This window comes from Limnohabitans sp. TS-CS-82, assembly GCF_002943475.1.
The window spans coordinates 63,880-78,393 of record NZ_PTQX01000017.1; the positions used below are offsets into that span (position 1 = coordinate 63,880).

A 14,514-nucleotide genomic window follows, 5' to 3' on the forward strand; every position below is an offset into this window, starting at 1 on the left:
CGACACGTGCAATCAAAGGACGGCGCAAGCCGTCCTTTTTTGTTTCAACTGTTATGAAGTGATGACCTCTTTGTTGCGCCACTCCTTGTTGTTTGATCGCGTTGTGCGTGATCTTTTGTTGCCAGGCTTTTGTTTGGCCTCGCTTTTGTTCGCGTGGCCAGCATGTGCTTCGTCTGAGCAGCAACGTATTTACCGCTGTGGCAACGCCTATACCAACCAACCCGACCCTGCAGCGAACTGCAAGCCCTTGGCTGGTGGCAGTGTGACGGTGATTGAAGGCACGCGTGTGCAAGGCGCATCCGTTGCATCGCCCCAAGTGAATGCCAGCGGCGGCACCAGTGCAGGCTCAGCGAAGGTCGACAGCGCCGAACAGCGTCAACGCGACACACAGGCGCAAGTTGTGCTGCAAGCTGAATTGCAAAAAGCACAGCAGCAACATGCCGGGTTGCTGCGCGAGTGGAACAACGGTGAGCCTGAACGTCGCGCCGATGAGTTCCGTCAACCGCAAAAATACCAAGACCGTGTCGCGCAGCTACGCAGTGCATTGCAACGCACAGAGGCTGATCTGGCAGGGCTGCAGCGCGAGTTATCACGCTTGTCGGCCCCCGTTCAAACTGGAAGCAAACCATGACCCTGCAGGTGATTCAATCCAATTACGCACAAGCGTTTGACTTGCTGGCGACCTTGGTGGCTGTGGTGCGCACCGACGGTGTGGTGGTGTTTGCCAATGCGGCGCTAGAAGATGTGATGGGTGTCTCGCGCCGCACCATTGAAGGCTCTGCCATGGCGAGCTACTTCAACGAAACCCAATCGTTTGAGAATGCCTTGCAAGGTGCGCAGACCAATGCGTTTGCCACCATGCGCTATGACGCACAGCTGCGCCGCCCCTTGCAAGACCCCATGCCTGTGCACGTCATCGTGGCGCCCACGGATGTGGCAGGTGAGGTGCTGGTCGAGCTGTTGCCGCTGGAGCTGCAAACCCGTCAAGACCGCGAAGAGCGCCTGATTGACCAAGCCCAAGCCAACAAAGAGCTGATTCGCAACTTGGCCCACGAAATCAAAAACCCATTAGGGGGCATTCGTGGCGCAGCGCAGTTGTTGCAGATGGAAGTGGAAAGCAAAGACCTCATCGAATACACCCAAGTCATCATCCACGAAGCCGATCGTTTGCAAGTGTTGGTCGACCGTCTGCTGGCGCCGCACCGCCGTCCGCATGTGGTGGGTGACGTCAACATCCATGAGGTGTGTGAGCGTGTGCGAAGCCTGATCTTGGCGGAGTTCCCCAAAGGTCTGCGCATGGTGCGCGACTACGACACATCCATCCCTGAGTTCCGTGGCGACCGTGAGCAGCTCATTCAAGCTGTGCTCAACATCGTGCACAACGCAGCGCAAGCTTTGGCTGATCGGGTGGCGGAAGGGGATGCTGAGATTGTTTTACGCACACGCATCAACCGCCAAGTGACTTTTGGCAAACAACGCTATCGGTTGGCACTGGAATTGCATGTGATAGACAACGGGCCCGGCATTCCGGAAGAAATCAAGGACAGGTTATTTTTCCCCTTGGTTTCTGGACGAGATGGCGGTTCTGGCCTAGGGCTGAATTTGGCACAAACCTTTGTGCAACAGCACCATGGCTTGATTGAGTGTGACAGTGTGCCGGGACGCACGGATTTCAAAATCCTCATCCCGCTGCCTTGAAGCCTCGCATGGCCCCTAACTTAGAACAGAAAGTGCCGAGATGAAATCGATTTGGATTGTGGACGACGACCAGTCAATTCGCTTCGTGCTGGAAAAAGCGCTGTTGCGCGAGAACTTGCCCACCCGCAGCTTCACCAGCCCACGCGAAGTGCTGCAAGCGCTCGACTCGGTGAGCGAGGATGATGGCCCGCAAATTTTGGTCAGCGACATCCGCATGCCGGGTGGCTCGGGGCTCGATTTGCTCACCAAGGTGAAAGAGCGTTTGCCTGCACTGCCCGTCATCATCATGACGGCCTTTTCTGATTTGGACAGCGCAGTATCTGCCTTTCAAGGCGGTGCGTTTGAATATCTGCCCAAACCGTTTGACTTGCCCAAAGCAGTCGAGCTGATTCGTCGCGCTTTGGACGAAAGCCAACGCGAACAACTGCAAAGCGAGCAACAAGACGCCACGCCTGAAATGCTGGGCCAAGCGCCTGCCATGCAAGACGTGTTTCGTGCGATTGGTCGCTTGAGTCAAAGCAATGTGACCGTGATGATCACGGGTGAAAGTGGCTCGGGTAAAGAACTCGTGGCACGTGCGCTGCACAAACATTCGCCTCGTGGTGATGCGGGCAACAAAGGCCCGTTTGTGGCCATCAACACAGCGGCGATACCGAAAGATTTGTTGGAGAGCGAACTCTTCGGCCACGAACGAGGTGCATTCACCGGTGCGCAAACCACACGCCGTGGCCGCTTTGAGCAGGCCGAGGGCGGCACCTTGTTCCTCGATGAAATCGGCGACATGCCTTTTGATTTGCAAACCCGCTTGCTGCGTGTGTTGAGCGATGGCACTTATTACCGCGTGGGTGGGCACAACGCCATCAAAGCCAATGTGCGTGTGATTGCAGCGACCCACCAAGACTTGGAAAAACGCGTCAAAGACGGCGTGTTCCGCGAAGACTTGTTTCACCGCTTGAACGTGATTCGCTTGCGTTTGCCTGCTTTGCGTGAGCGCCGTGAAGACATCCCCACGTTGACGCGCCACTTTTTGCAGCAGAGTGCACAACAATTGGGCGTGGAGCCCAAACGTATCTCGGATGGTGCACAAACGGTGCTCAACCAGTTTTCGTTTCCGGGTAACGTGCGTCAGCTCGAAAATATTTGCCACTGGTTGACCGTGATGGCACCGGCGCAAGTGATTGAGCCCAAAGATTTGCCACCTGAAGTGACCTTGTCGGGGGAAGCCTTGGCAGCCCTCAGCCACACAGGGCAAGACACCTCAGGCTTTGGCGCTGCCCCCGCGGCAGATGTGGGGCAGGTGGCCTCGGCGCCTGTGGTTGGCATTGAGGGGGCAATCGCGCCCGTGGTGCTCAACATGCCGGGCGCAGATTGGGAGCAAGGCTTAGAAGCCGAAGCCATGAGCATGCTTGTGGCCGGACGCACCGATGTGTGGGATGCCTTGGTGAACCGCGTCGAAGCCAAGTTGATTCAAACCGCGTTGGCCAACACGCGCGGTCGTCGCATTGAGGCCGCTCAAAAGTTGGGCATTGGTCGCAACACCATCACCCGCAAAATTCAAGAGCTGGGTTTAGACGATTGAATTTTTAAGCGAGCTTCACAACCACAGGCGTGTGGTCGCTGGGGCGCTCGTTTTTACGCGGTGCTTTGTCAATCACGCAGGCTTGCACCGATGCCTTCAGCGCATCGCTGACCAAAATGTGGTCAATGCGCAGACCACGGTTGCGACGAAACGCAAACTCGCGGTAGTCCCACCAGCTGTAGCTCTTCTCGGCTTGTTCAAACAAGCGGAAGGCATCGTGTGTGCCCAAGTCAATCAAGGCTTGAAAGTGGTCACGCTCTTGCACGGTGCAGTGGATGGTGTCTTTCAAGGCCACAGGGTCCCACACATCGCGGTCATCGACGGTGATGTTGAAGTCACCCATCAACACCAGATTGGGGTGTTGTTTGAGTTCTTCACGCAGCCAGTTTTGCAAGGCTTCGAGCCAACGCATTTTGTAAACAAACTTGTCGCTGTCGGGGGCTTGGCCATTGGGGAAGTACGCGCCAATCACGCGCACACTGTCGACCGTGCCGGCAATCACGCGGGCCATGTCGTCTTCAAAGCCGGGGATGTTTTTCACCACATCGGTGGCTTCGCTGCGCGAGAGCAGGGCCACGCCGTTGTAGGTTTTCTGACCGAAAAATGCCACCTTGTAACCTGCCGCTTCAATGGCCTCGCGTGGAAACTTATCGTCTGTGGTTTTGGTTTCTTGCAAGACCAACGCATCGACGGGGTTGGCCGCCAACCAGTCCAGCACTTGCGGTAAGCGCACGGTGAGTGAGTTGACGTTCCAAGTGGCGAGTTGCATATGTGAGTGTTCTTTGCTTAACGTGTGCGATCTAGGGTGACGAGGCTGTAGCTCAAGCCGTTCGCGGCCACGTGGGTGGTGCGTGCAGTTTCTTGCCAGTTGGCATCGAAGGTAGGGGCAAAGGCATCGCCTTCAAAATCAGCATCGATTTCTGTGACGACCGCACGCGAAGCCAAAGGCATGGCTTGCGCATACACCTCAGCGCCGCCAATGACCCAGATCTGTGCATCAGCAGGGCACTGTTGCACGGCTTCTTCGATCGAGTGTGCAACGACGGCACCAACGGCTTGCCAATCGGTTTGACGCGTCACCACAATGTTGGTGCGCCCGGGCAGAGGGCGAAATTTAGGTGGCAGCGATTCCCATGTTTTGCGGCCCATGACGACGGGCTGGCCGAGCGTGGTTTGTTTGAAGTGGGCGAGGTCTTCGGGCAAGTGCCAAGGCAGGGTGTTGTCCTTGCCAATGACGCCGTTGCGCGCACGCGCAAAAATCAAATTCAAAGCCATGGCTTAAACGGCTACCGGGGCTTTGATGGCACCGTGGCATTGGTAGTCCAGCACCTCGAAGTCTTCAAACTGGTAGTCGAAGATGGAGTCGGGTTTGCGTTTGATGTGCAGTGTGGGATAGGCAAACGGCTCGCGGCTGAGTTGCAACGCCACTTGTTCGTGGTGGTTGCTGTAGATGTGACAGTCGCCACCGGTCCAGATGAAGTCGCCCACATCCAAGTCGCACTGCTGGGCCACCATGTGCGTGAGCAGGGCGTAGCTGGCGATGTTGAAGGGCACGCCCAAAAAGATGTCGGCACTACGCTGGTACAGCTGGCAACTGAGCTTGGCTTTGTCGCCTGGGTTTTGCGCGGGGGCCACATAGAACTGAAAGAACGCATGGCAGGGCATGAGCGCCATCTTGTCGAGCTCGGCCACGTTCCATGCACTCACGATGATGCGGCGGCTGTCGGGGTTGTTCTTCAGGGTGTCGATGACCTGCTGAATTTGGTCAATGTGGCCACCATCGGGTGTGGGCCAGCTGCGCCATTGCACGCCATACACGGGGCCAAGGTCGCCGTCTTCGCGGGCCCATTCGTCCCAGATGGTGACGTTGCGTTCTTTGAGCCAGTTGTTGTTGCTCGACCCAGTCAAAAACCACAGCAGCTCTTGGATGATGGAGCGCAGGTGAACCTTTTTGGTTGTGACCAGCGGGAAGCCTTCGTTCAGGTCGAACCGCATTTGGTAACCAAACACGCTTTTGGTGCCCGTGCCCGTGCGGTCTGTTTTGGCAACGCCGTGGCTGTCCACGTGTTGCATGAAGTCTTCGTATTGGCGGCGGATGGGGCGCATAAGGGTAATTCGGTAAAAAACTCTTGCAGAGTTTACGCGCTGCCGTCTTAGAGTCCGTTAGCATACCGACTTGCTTACTTTGGACGCATACTTAAGTTGTCTACGCCAAGCGGCGTATTGACGACAATTGCTTCCACGGCGACAGTACGATTTTATTTTTAGACAAGTTGTGACAAAGCTGTCAAATATGACACCCAACGGCCATTCAGAAGAACCTAAGCGCAGCGTGTATGGCACCTGTGACCCTCACTACCTTCGCACCTTGCGTGAGGCTGCGGGCATGGATATGTTTGTGTTGGCGCGCACGGCTTGTTTGTCTGTCGCTCAAGTTCGCCAACTCGAAAGTGACGACAGCGACGGCTTGTTTTACTCCGACGCCATCAAGCGTCAAGCCTACAAACGTTTGCTGATGATTTTGGGGGCAGAGCCACCCTCTGTCGAGATTCCAGAAGAGCTACGTGATGCAGCGAAGGTTGCGGATGCGCACTTGACCACGTTGGATCAAATTGTGGCCATGAGCGAGCAGCCGCCCATGAACCATTCTGCGTTCGATGCTGTGCATGCTGGTTTGGCCAAATTGAGAGAACACAAGCAAGCAACGGCTGCCTTGCTGTTATTGGTGGCAGCGGTGACCTTGTTTGTTTTGCATGGGCCACAGAGTGTGGTGGAGGCAACATCTGAGCTTGCAGCAGCTTCGCCAACGCCCAAGGTGTCTGCTGTCGCGGTATCGGTGGAGCCGCCTTCTGTGACAACCGCTTCGGTTCCCGTGGCTGCTGTCGCTGCGGCATCAGCCTCTGTGGCGGCTGCTTCTGCTTTGGTGGCAGCATCTCCAACCGCGCCTAGCAAGACAATGGGGGCATGCACTCATTCCAATGAGGCTATGCCACAGTTGTCACCATTCGTGGCTCAAAAAGAAGGCAAGTATGTTTACTTGGTAAGTGCTGCCAACGCAGAAGTGTGTGTGGTTGATGGCAACAAACAAGCCACACTGTTGCAGCTCAAAGCCGGTGAGAATCGCAGCGTCTATGGTGTGTCGCCGTGGCAAGTGTCTAGCACCAGTCTGCAAAAAGTTCAAATCTTCTTCCAAGGTGGGCGTGTTTCTTTGCCCGACGCCACAGTTAGCCGCGTGCAACTGGTTGAGATGACTGTCGCTCGCTAATCCTATGTTTAAGCATATGAAGTTCAGGCAGTCGGAACAAACCGACGCCACTCAAAAAACCATCATCGGTCAATCTGCGGTCGTGGTGGGCAATATCGTGTCACAAGATGTGGTTCAACTCAAAGGCCATGTGGTTGGCAATATTGATGTGAATGGCAGTCCAAATGCCCAACTGTCTGTTCTTTCGCAAGCGCATGTTGAAGGTGACATCAGTGCGCAGCAAGCAGTTGTCAATGGCGTGGTCACAGGCAATATTGAATCAACCGGACGTGTCGAGTTGCACGCTGGCGCCGATGTCAAAGGTAATATTTCATACGCCACTATGGCGATTGAGCATGGCGCGAAGTTATACGGAATGATGAGCAGTACAGATGTCAAACAGCGCTGACAATTCAGAGAAATTGGGTCATGTCATCGTGATCGACGATGACGCCTCAGTCCGTCGCAGCTTGGCCACCATGCTTGAACGTGTGGGCTACAACGTGAGTTTGTACGACTGTGCCGATGCATTTTTGCAAAACCCTGTGGTGCCTTCCCCCGCTGTGATTTTGTTAGACATGCGCATGCCGGGTACCACTGGTGTGGGTTTGCAATCGCAGCTTAAAACCTTGGCGCGACATGTGCCTGTGATTTTTGTGAGCGGTGACAGTCGCCCAGAAGAAATCATCACTGCCATGAAGCAAGGCGCAGTGGACTTTTTGCTCAAGCCCTTCACAGCGCAGGCCATGATGGATGTAATTCAACGTGCCATGCACATGTCTGAACAGGCCGTGGTGGAGGCTGATAAAAACATGCAAGTGTCGGAACGTTTAAAACGACTGACACCCCGCGAGATGGAGGTCTGTCATTGGATGGTGCGTGGTTACTCCAACCAACAAATCGCCACCATTGATGGAGGGGCATCAGCCACGATCAAATTGCATCGCGCCCGAGTGATGGAAAAAATGGCGGCTCGCACCTTGCCTGAGTTGATCGACATGCTGATCGGCATGGACCTCCCCGCACCTGCGCGCCAAGCTTTAGCGAACGACACGGCCCGGGTTGAGTAAGCCTTGCGGGTCAAGCGCACGCTTGACTTGCTGCATCAAGGCCAAAGCCACAGGGTCTTTGTAATCTGGCAAGCTGTCTACCTTCATGCTGCCCACGCCGTGTTCGGCAGAAATAGATCCACCAAAACGCTTCACGGATTGATAGACCAACGTGTTCACACGGTCTTCGTTCTCGTGCAAAAAAGCGCGTGTGTCGCAGTTCTCGGGGGCTTGTACGTTGTAGTGCAAATTGCCATCACCCAAGTGCCCAAAGTTCACCAAACGCACGCCTACAATTTCTCGCGTCAGCAATGCATCGGTTTCTGCCACAAACGCTGGAATAGATGAAATGGGCACAGAAATATCGTGCTTGATGTTCAGCCCTTCTTCAGCTTGGGCGAGGGTGATGCTCTCGCGGATGTGCCAAAGGTTGCGGGCTTGACCGAGGTTTTCTGCCACCACGGCATCGCTTACACAACCCGCTTCAAAAGCGACTTCTAGCAAATGCTCAAACCGTGCGCGGGCATGGGCTTCGGACTCGCTGTCGGAGTTTTCCAGCAGCACGCAGTAGGGAGACTCTTGCCACAAAGGCACGCGCAGTTGAGGGTAGTGCTTGTCGACCAAGCTCAGCGCAAATTGCCCCATCATTTCGAAGCCAGTCAAGCCTGCTCCTAAGTGCTGGTGCGCCAAGCTCAATAGCTTGACGGCATGTGCGACTGACGGCACAGCAGCCCAAGCGGTCAGGCTGACGGCTGGCATGGGGTAGAGCTTCATGGTGGCGGCGGTGATGATGCCTAGCGTGCCTTCGCTGCCAATCATCAGATTGCGCAAGTCGTAGCCCGTGTTGTCTTTGCGCAGGCCGCTCAAGCTGTGCATGACCTCGCCTTGCGCGGTGACGACTTCAAGCCCCAAGCACAAGTCGCGCGTGTTGCCATAACGCACCACCTGTGTGCCGCCTGCGTTGGTGGCCAAGTTGCCGCCTATGGTGCAACTGCCTTCGGCGCCCAAACTCAGAGGAAACAAGAAGCCCGCTTGTTCAGCGGCTTGCTGAAGATTTTGTAAAACACAACCGGCCTCGACCGTGATGGTGAGGTTGTCCGCATCTATCGCACGTACCGCATGCATGCGCTGCAGGCTCAACAACACTTGTGTGCCGGTGTCATCTGGAATGCCGCCGACGACCAAGCCGGTGTTACCGCCTTGCGGCACGATGCTCACGCCCGCTTGGGCACAGGCTTTGACCACATCCGCCACTTGCTGGGTGTTGGCGGGGCGAACAACGGCCAAGGCTTTGCCACGCGTGCGTTTGCGCCAATCTTGTTCGTAGGCCGATAAGTCACCCTCGATCAACACATGAGCGTTGCCCAGCAGCTGGCGCAGTTTGTTTAACAAATCAAACGAAGCGGTATTGGGCATGGCGGGCTTTTAATTTTGAATTGAAGCGTCGACTTGTTCGGCGAGGGGGTTGGCTTTGGCGTGCTTCAAACGTAGGCGCACATGAAAAGCACAAGCTGCAAACAGCACGACGCATAAGAGCACTTCCACCATCGCGAAATAGTTGCTGGGTGCTGCATCGCCCCACGCACGCACGACACCCTCTGTGAAGTACAACCAAATTAACAGGCTCAGCCAGCGGTAGGTGTACATGCGGTTTTTGAGCAAACCTGTGAGCGGAAAACACAATGGCAACACTTTCAGTGCCAAGAGTGTGCCGCCAGGACGCAAAGGTGCCAGCCACAGCTCCCAAGCCAAGCCCAGCACGATGAGGCCCATCAGGCTGCTCACGGCGAGCAAGCGGGTGAGCGTCACGTGACGCAATGAATTTTCTTGGGGGGCGAGGGTGGAGTTGTGCATAGAAAGTGGGATGATTCAGACCATGATTGTCCCGCAACTCCAGAACTTTTTTGACCGCCTTGCACGATTCCCTTGGCGCAACACTGCCCGCACTTTGCGTCAGCGTTTTCGCGATGACCGCTTAGGCCAGACCGCGGGCAGCTTGACCTTCACCACCACCATTGCTTTGGTGCCGATGGTGACGGTGGCCTTGGCGGTGCTGACCGTGTTTCCTATGTTTGCTGACTTTCAAACGGTGCTGCAAAAGCGTTTGATTGAGAGCTTGGTGCCCGACAACATTTCGCGCCAAGTGTTGGGTTATCTGACCCAGTTCGCCAGCAAAGCCAGCCGCTTGGGGGCTGCGGGTGTGGCGGCCTTGTTGTTCTCAGCATTGGCGTTGGTGTTCACGATTGACCGCACGCTCAACGCTATTTGGCGGGTGCGTAAACGCCGTCCTTTGGTGCACAGCATGCTGTTGTACTGGACCGCCATCACATTGGGCCCATTACTCATGGGCGCAAGCTTGGTGATGATGTCGCAGTTTGTGGCGGCATCGCGTGGCGTGGTCCCAGACATGGCCGGCAATTTACGCTGGGTGTTCAGTCTGTTGGAATTTTTCTTATTGGCTTGGGCGGTGAGTGCGCTTTACCGTTTTGTGCCATACACCCAAGTGCGCTGGAGCCATGCCTTGGTCGGCGGCGTGTGGGTGGCGGCGGCCACCGAAGTGGCGCGCAAAGTGCTGGCCTATTACTTTGGTCAAATGCCCACGTATTCGGTGGTGTACGGCGCATTTGCCACCGTGCCAATTTTGTTGGTCTGGATCTATTTGGCATGGTCCATCGTGTTGATCGGCGCGGTGTTGGTGGCCAATTTACCAAGTTTGCTGGGTGGCATTTCTCGTGATGGACGCAGTGTGGGTTGGCGTTTTCAGTTGGCGCTTGAAGTGCTGCAACGCTTGCAAGTGGCGCGCAACACGGACGAACACGGGGCCAGCATGAGCACCTTGTGCGAAGACCTTGCCCTGGACCCTTTGCAGATTGAAGACGTGTTAGCTGCCTTGGTGGACCTCGATTGGATTGCCCGCTTGAGCGAGTCGGTCGATGCCCGCCAAACCCATGTCAAAGAAGCACGCTATGTGATGTTGGCGGACCCGCATCGCACACCCTTAGCGCCACTCATGGAGCGCTTGCTGTTGGTGCGTAGCCCGGAGGCTGAAGGGCTGTGGATGAAGTGGCAAGACCTGCGCTTGCGCGATGTGCTCTGAGCTTAAGACCTCAAGCCTAAAAATGCTTTCAACGCATCTAAGGTTTCTTCAGGCGATTCACTCATTTGGTGATGACCCATCGGCACCTTCGCTACCGTGAACGTTTTGCCATGGGCTTTGGCTTGGTCTGTCAAACTCTTGGCGGCGCGTGGGGGCGTCATCTGGTCGGCCTCACCCAACACAAACAGCACAGGGCAAGTCACGGCCGCCATGGCTTCTAAGCCGTTGGCATAGCTGTCACACGCCACAAAGCCTCGGTGAAAGATGTTGACCTGCGTGTTGCTGGCCAACACGCGTCGCCCCAACGCCATGGACGCGCCATACACCCATGTACCAGGCCCCAGCGCCGAGGGGGGCGCGGCCAACGTGGCGCGTGAAAACACATTCACCATTTGCAACGCTTTCATGGGCTCGTTCAACGACGCCTCAATCAAAGCGGGCGACACCTTCATGGGGAAGGCCGTGCCCACCAACGCCAAGTGCGTGATGCGGTCTTTCAGTCGCGCGGCTGTTTCCAGTGCAATCAACGAACCCCAGCTATGACCCACCAAGCCCGCTTGCTTGACCCCTGCCGCATCTAGCAACGCCTCGATGAATTGCGCGGCTTCTTCCACACTCGCGGGGGCGTCGCCGCCACTGCGCCCGTGACCGGGCAAGTCGACCGCGAGCACATTGAAGCCGTGGTGTGCGAGGTAGCGCGTTTGCAAAATCCACACGCTGTGGTCGTTGAGCACGCCGTGGATGAATACCAGCGTGGGCTTGGCCGCATCAAAGGCTTTGCCGCCTGTGTAGGCGTAGGCTTCGTAGTTTTGGCCAGCAGCAGTTTTTAAAGTGAACTTCATCACGCACCTGCCTTCTCTGCAGCTTTCAGGGCGCGCTTCAAATCGTCAATCAAATCAGCGGGGTCTTCAAGTCCGATGGACAAACGAATGGTGCCTGGCCCAATGCCGGCGCCTGCCAGGGCTTCATCACTCATGCGAAAGTGCGTGGTGCTGGCGGGGTGAATGACCAAGCTGCGGCAGTCGCCCACATTGGCCAAGTGGCTGAAAATTTTCAGAGCTTCGATGAAGGCCTTGCCTTGCTCGCGTGAGCCTTGGATGTCAAAGCTGAACACCGAGCCTGTGCCGCGTGCGCCAAAACGCAACAGCTTTTCAGCCAGTGCGTGGCTGGGGTGGCTTTCGATGAGCGGATGCCCCACACGGCTGACCAGCGGATGGCTGGCCAAGAACTGCACCACTTTTTCGGTGTTGGCCATGTGGCGGTCCATGCGCAGCGAGAGGGTTTCGATGCCTTGCAAAATCAGCCACGCGCTGTGCGGACTCATGCACGCGCCAAAGTCGCGCAAGCCTTCGCGGCGTGCGCGCAGCAAGAATGCGCCAACCGTGCTTTCTTCGCTGAACACCATGTTGTGAAAGCCTTCGTAGCTTTGCGTCAGTTCTGGGAATTTGCCACTTTTCTCCCAATCAAAACTGCCGCCATCCACCACGATGCCACCAATCACAGTGCCGTGGCCGCTAAGGAACTTAGTGGCCGAGTGGTACACCAAGTCAGCGCCTAGCTCGAATGGTTTGACCAAGTAAGGCGTGGTGAGTGTGCTGTCCACCAACAGAGGTACACCCGCTTCGTGGGCGATGGCAGAGATGGTCGGAATGTCCAACACATCCAAGCCAGGGTTGCCCACCGTTTCGCCAAAAAACAATTTGGTGTTGGAGCGCACAGCCGCGCGCCACGCATCGATATCGTTGGGACTGACGAATGTGGTCTCAATGCCAAAGCGACTCAGCGTGTAGTGCAACAGGTTGTGTGAGCCGCCATACAACGCCGTGCTGGCGACGATGTGCGAGCCCGCGCCCATGAGTGTGGCAATCGTCAAGTGCAGCGCTGCTTGCCCGCTGGCGGTGGTGATGGCTCCGATGCCACCCTCTAAAGCTGCCACGCGCTGTTCTAAGACCGCGTTGGTGGGGTTGCTGATGCGGCTGTACACATGGCCTGCGCGTTCGAGGTTGAACAACGAGGCGGCATGGTCGCTGGACTCAAACACAAACGAGGTGCTCAGGTGGATGGGCACAGCGCGTGCGCCTGTGGCGGGGTCGGGTGCCGCACCTGCGTGCAAGGCGAGCGTGTCAAAACTGGGGTCGTTGTAGCCGGGCATGGTTTCCTCGGGTGCTTTGTCAGAAATTCGTTCCTCATTGTGGGCTATATTCAAAACCTCACTGGGGGAGAAAAACCATGAAAGTCAGCGATATTCTGCGCGTCAAAGGCCAAAGCGGCGGCACCTTGTTCACCATCGGACCTATGGAGCCGCTGGACTCAGCCGTGAATATCATGGCAGAAAAAGACATGGGTTCCCTGCTGGTCATGGAGGGCGGCGAGTTGGTCGGGGTGCTTTCGTTTCGAGAGGTCATCCAAACCCTCAGTCGCCATGGTGGCAAGTTAGAAGGTTTGACGGTTCGCCATGCGATGGAAACCAACCCACTCACCTGTTCGACGGACACCAGCATTGATGAGGTGCGCCGCATGATGTTGGGTAGCCATGCGCGTTACATCCCGATTTTGGACAACCGGGTGTTGCAAGGCGTCATCAGCTTTTATGACGTGGCCAAGTCTGTGGTGGACAGCCAAAACTTTGAAAATCAAATGCTCAAGGCCTACATCAAAGACTGGCCCAGCGGCACGCCTGAGCCTGAACACCCCTAAGCAAGAAGCCTTCATGGTGGTGGGATAATCTCAGCCCATGAGCGGCAATACCTTCGGAACCCTTTTTAGCGTCACCAACTTTGGTGAATCCCACGGCCCAGCCATTGGCTGCGTGATTGACGGCTGCCCTCCGGGCATGTCACTGTGCGAGGCAGACATCCAGCATGACTTGGACCGTCGCCGCCCCGGCACCAGTCGCCACGTGACCCAACGCAACGAACCCGATCAAGTGCAAATCTTGTCAGGTGTGTACGAGGGCAAAACCACGGGCACGCCCATTGCGCTGCTGATTCAAAACACCGACCAACGCAGCAAAGACTACGGCAATATTTTGCAAACCTTCCGCCCAGGTCACGCGGACTACACCTATTTCCAAAAGTTCGGCATTCGCGACCCACGCGGTGGTGGCCGTTCTTCGGCACGTTTGACAGCGCCCACCGTAGCGGCAGGTGCGGTGGCCAAGAAGTGGCTCAAAGAAAAATATGGCACCACGTTTTATGGCTGCATGACGCAAATTGGCGAGCTGCCTATTCCTTTCGAGAGCTGGGACCACGTTAGCCATAACCCGTTTTACGCCCCTTGTGCCGACGTGCAAGCCTTCGAAGACTACATGGACAGCCTGCGCAAAGCGGGCGACTCGTGCGGCGCACGCATTCGTGTGGTGGCCACGGGCATGCCTGTGGGCTTGGGTCAACCCATTTACGACCGCTTGGATGCCAACATTGCTTACGCCATGATGGGTCTCAACGCTGTGAAAGGTGTGGAGATTGGCGCTGGTTTTGCCAGTGTGGCGCAACGCGGCACCACGCATGGCGACTCGCTCACGCCAGAAGGCTTTGCCACCAACAACTCAGGCGGCGTGTTGGGGGGCATCAGCACAGGCCAAGACTTGGAGGTGAGCATTGCCATCAAGCCCACCAGTTCCATCTTGAGCCCGCGTGACTCGATTGACCAAAACAGCCAACCTACTGAGGTGGTGACCAAGGGTCGTCATGACCCGTGCGTGGGCATTCGCGCCACACCGATTGCGGAAGCCTTGTTGGCTTTGGTGGTGATGGATCACGCCTTGCTGCACCGCGCGCAATGTGGTGACGTGCAGGTGGGCATGCCAGCCATTCCAGGCCACATTGGCGCTTGATGGTCTTGTACG

General features: G+C 56.4%; 16 protein-coding genes. 9 read left to right on the forward strand and 7 right to left on the reverse strand.

All coding sequences use genetic code 11. From position 1 onward, the window contains the following. Window positions 1-61: 61 nt before the first annotated feature. The 3 genes from C5F52_RS25150 to ntrC are packed head-to-tail and all read left to right on the forward strand — an operon-like array spanning window position 62 to window position 3,277. Window positions 62-631, forward strand: coding sequence for a hypothetical protein (locus C5F52_RS25150; RefSeq protein WP_236658006.1), 570 nt, complete (start codon window positions 62-64; stop codon window positions 629-631). Next, a complete protein-coding gene (gene glnL, locus C5F52_RS25155; RefSeq protein WP_104801118.1) occupies window positions 628-1,698 on the forward strand; it encodes a nitrogen regulation protein NR(II) in 1,071 nt (356 codons plus the stop codon). The genes C5F52_RS25150 and glnL overlap by 4 nt, the downstream gene beginning before the upstream one ends. Before the next feature lie 40 nt (window positions 1,699-1,738). After that, window positions 1,739-3,277, forward strand: a complete 1,539-nt coding sequence (gene ntrC / locus C5F52_RS25160) for a nitrogen regulation protein NR(I) (RefSeq protein WP_104801119.1) — start codon at window positions 1,739-1,741, stop codon at window positions 3,275-3,277. 4 nt (window positions 3,278-3,281) lie between these two features. On the opposite strand, the gene xth is transcribed toward ntrC, so the two are convergent. From xth to C5F52_RS25175, 3 genes are read right to left on the reverse strand one after another with little or no spacing between them, the layout of a single operon-like run. Further along, a complete protein-coding gene (xth, locus tag C5F52_RS25165; protein WP_104801120.1) occupies window positions 3,282-4,046 on the reverse strand; it encodes an exodeoxyribonuclease III in 765 nt (254 codons plus the stop codon). Between the two features lie 17 nt (window positions 4,047-4,063). Then, window positions 4,064-4,552 (reverse strand): dihydrofolate reductase, encoded by a 489-nt coding sequence (locus C5F52_RS25170; RefSeq protein ID WP_104801121.1) that lies wholly within the window; start codon window positions 4,550-4,552, stop codon window positions 4,064-4,066. Window positions 4,553-4,555: 3 nt separating this feature from the next. Continuing rightward, window positions 4,556-5,383: a thymidylate synthase gene (locus tag C5F52_RS25175; RefSeq protein WP_104801122.1), complete on the reverse strand. Its 828-nt coding sequence runs from the start codon at window positions 5,381-5,383 to the stop codon at window positions 4,556-4,558. Between the two features lie 187 nt (window positions 5,384-5,570). On the opposite strand from C5F52_RS25175, the gene C5F52_RS25180 reads away from it, so the two are divergent. The 3 genes from C5F52_RS25180 to C5F52_RS25190 are packed head-to-tail and all read left to right on the forward strand — an operon-like array spanning window position 5,571 to window position 7,591. Next, window positions 5,571-6,542, forward strand: a complete 972-nt coding sequence (locus C5F52_RS25180) for a helix-turn-helix domain-containing protein (RefSeq protein WP_104801123.1) — start codon at window positions 5,571-5,573, stop codon at window positions 6,540-6,542. A gap of 4 nt (window positions 6,543-6,546) precedes the next feature. Then, window positions 6,547-6,930, forward strand: a complete 384-nt coding sequence (locus tag C5F52_RS25185) for a polymer-forming cytoskeletal protein (RefSeq protein ID WP_104801124.1) — start codon at window positions 6,547-6,549, stop codon at window positions 6,928-6,930. Beyond that, the gene (locus C5F52_RS25190) at window positions 6,914-7,591 is read left to right on the forward strand and encodes a response regulator transcription factor (protein ID WP_104801125.1); all 678 of its coding nucleotides are present in this window, start codon (window positions 6,914-6,916) and stop codon (window positions 7,589-7,591) included. The genes C5F52_RS25185 and C5F52_RS25190 overlap by 17 nt, the downstream gene beginning before the upstream one ends. Here the strand turns inward: C5F52_RS25190 and C5F52_RS25195 are convergent. Further along, window positions 7,562-8,986, reverse strand: coding sequence for an FAD-binding oxidoreductase (locus tag C5F52_RS25195; RefSeq protein ID WP_104801126.1), 1,425 nt, complete (start codon window positions 8,984-8,986; stop codon window positions 7,562-7,564). The genes C5F52_RS25190 and C5F52_RS25195 overlap by 30 nt on opposite strands. A 9-nt stretch (window positions 8,987-8,995) precedes the next feature. Then, entirely contained in the window at window positions 8,996-9,424 is a 429-nt protein-coding gene (locus tag C5F52_RS25200) for a DUF2069 domain-containing protein (RefSeq protein ID WP_104801127.1), read from the reverse strand. Window positions 9,425-9,446: 22 nt separating this feature from the next. Here C5F52_RS25200 and C5F52_RS25205 point away from each other — a divergent pair, with 22 nt between their 5' ends. Further along, window positions 9,447-10,667, forward strand: a complete 1,221-nt coding sequence (locus C5F52_RS25205) for a YihY family inner membrane protein (RefSeq protein ID WP_236658007.1) — start codon at window positions 9,447-9,449, stop codon at window positions 10,665-10,667. A 2-nt stretch (window positions 10,668-10,669) separates the two neighbouring features. Here C5F52_RS25205 and C5F52_RS25210 read toward each other — a convergent pair whose 3' ends face one another. After that, entirely contained in the window at window positions 10,670-11,509 is an 840-nt protein-coding gene (locus C5F52_RS25210; RefSeq protein WP_104801203.1) for an alpha/beta fold hydrolase, read from the reverse strand. Further along, on the reverse strand, window positions 11,509-12,819 hold the full coding sequence (locus C5F52_RS25215) for an O-acetylhomoserine aminocarboxypropyltransferase (RefSeq protein ID WP_104801129.1): 1,311 nt from the start codon (window positions 12,817-12,819) through the stop codon (window positions 11,509-11,511). Before C5F52_RS25215 ends, C5F52_RS25210 begins: the two co-directional genes overlap by 1 nt. 77 nt (window positions 12,820-12,896) lie before the next feature. On the opposite strand from C5F52_RS25215, the gene C5F52_RS25220 reads away from it, so the two are divergent. Next, window positions 12,897-13,364: a CBS domain-containing protein gene (locus tag C5F52_RS25220; RefSeq protein ID WP_104801130.1), complete on the forward strand. Its 468-nt coding sequence runs from the start codon at window positions 12,897-12,899 to the stop codon at window positions 13,362-13,364. A 37-nt stretch (window positions 13,365-13,401) separates the two neighbouring features. Continuing rightward, complete coding sequence (gene aroC / locus C5F52_RS25225) at window positions 13,402-14,502, forward strand: chorismate synthase (RefSeq protein WP_104801131.1); 1,101 nt, start codon at window positions 13,402-13,404, stop codon at window positions 14,500-14,502. Window positions 14,503-14,514: the final 12 nt, after the last annotated feature.

What these genes read in the sequence shown, in the direction of transcription:
- C5F52_RS25150 (WP_236658006.1), top strand. Translation starts at nt 62, where the DNA reads ATGACCTCTTTGTTGCGCCACTCCTTGTTGTTTGATCGCGTTGTGCGT.
- glnL (WP_104801118.1), top strand. Translation starts at nt 628, where the DNA reads ATGACCCTGCAGGTGATTCAATCCAATTACGCACAAGCGTTTGACTTG.
- ntrC (WP_104801119.1), top strand. Translation starts at nt 1,739, where the DNA reads ATGAAATCGATTTGGATTGTGGACGACGACCAGTCAATTCGCTTCGTG.
- xth (WP_104801120.1), bottom strand. Translation starts at nt 4,046, where the DNA reads ATGCAACTCGCCACTTGGAACGTCAACTCACTCACCGTGCGCTTACCG.
- C5F52_RS25170 (WP_104801121.1), bottom strand. Translation starts at nt 4,552, where the DNA reads ATGGCTTTGAATTTGATTTTTGCGCGTGCGCGCAACGGCGTCATTGGC.
- C5F52_RS25175 (WP_104801122.1), bottom strand. Translation starts at nt 5,383, where the DNA reads ATGCGCCCCATCCGCCGCCAATACGAAGACTTCATGCAACACGTGGAC.
- C5F52_RS25180 (WP_104801123.1), top strand. Translation starts at nt 5,571, where the DNA reads ATGACACCCAACGGCCATTCAGAAGAACCTAAGCGCAGCGTGTATGGC.
- C5F52_RS25185 (WP_104801124.1), top strand. Translation starts at nt 6,547, where the DNA reads ATGTTTAAGCATATGAAGTTCAGGCAGTCGGAACAAACCGACGCCACT.
- C5F52_RS25190 (WP_104801125.1), top strand. Translation starts at nt 6,914, where the DNA reads ATGTCAAACAGCGCTGACAATTCAGAGAAATTGGGTCATGTCATCGTG.
- C5F52_RS25195 (WP_104801126.1), bottom strand. Translation starts at nt 8,986, where the DNA reads ATGCCCAATACCGCTTCGTTTGATTTGTTAAACAAACTGCGCCAGCTG.
- C5F52_RS25200 (WP_104801127.1), bottom strand. Translation starts at nt 9,424, where the DNA reads ATGCACAACTCCACCCTCGCCCCCCAAGAAAATTCATTGCGTCACGTG.
- C5F52_RS25205 (WP_236658007.1), top strand. Translation starts at nt 9,447, where the DNA reads ATGATTGTCCCGCAACTCCAGAACTTTTTTGACCGCCTTGCACGATTC.
- C5F52_RS25210 (WP_104801203.1), bottom strand. Translation starts at nt 11,509, where the DNA reads ATGAAGTTCACTTTAAAAACTGCTGCTGGCCAAAACTACGAAGCCTAC.
- C5F52_RS25215 (WP_104801129.1), bottom strand. Translation starts at nt 12,819, where the DNA reads ATGCCCGGCTACAACGACCCCAGTTTTGACACGCTCGCCTTGCACGCA.
- C5F52_RS25220 (WP_104801130.1), top strand. Translation starts at nt 12,897, where the DNA reads ATGAAAGTCAGCGATATTCTGCGCGTCAAAGGCCAAAGCGGCGGCACC.
- aroC (WP_104801131.1), top strand. Translation starts at nt 13,402, where the DNA reads ATGAGCGGCAATACCTTCGGAACCCTTTTTAGCGTCACCAACTTTGGT.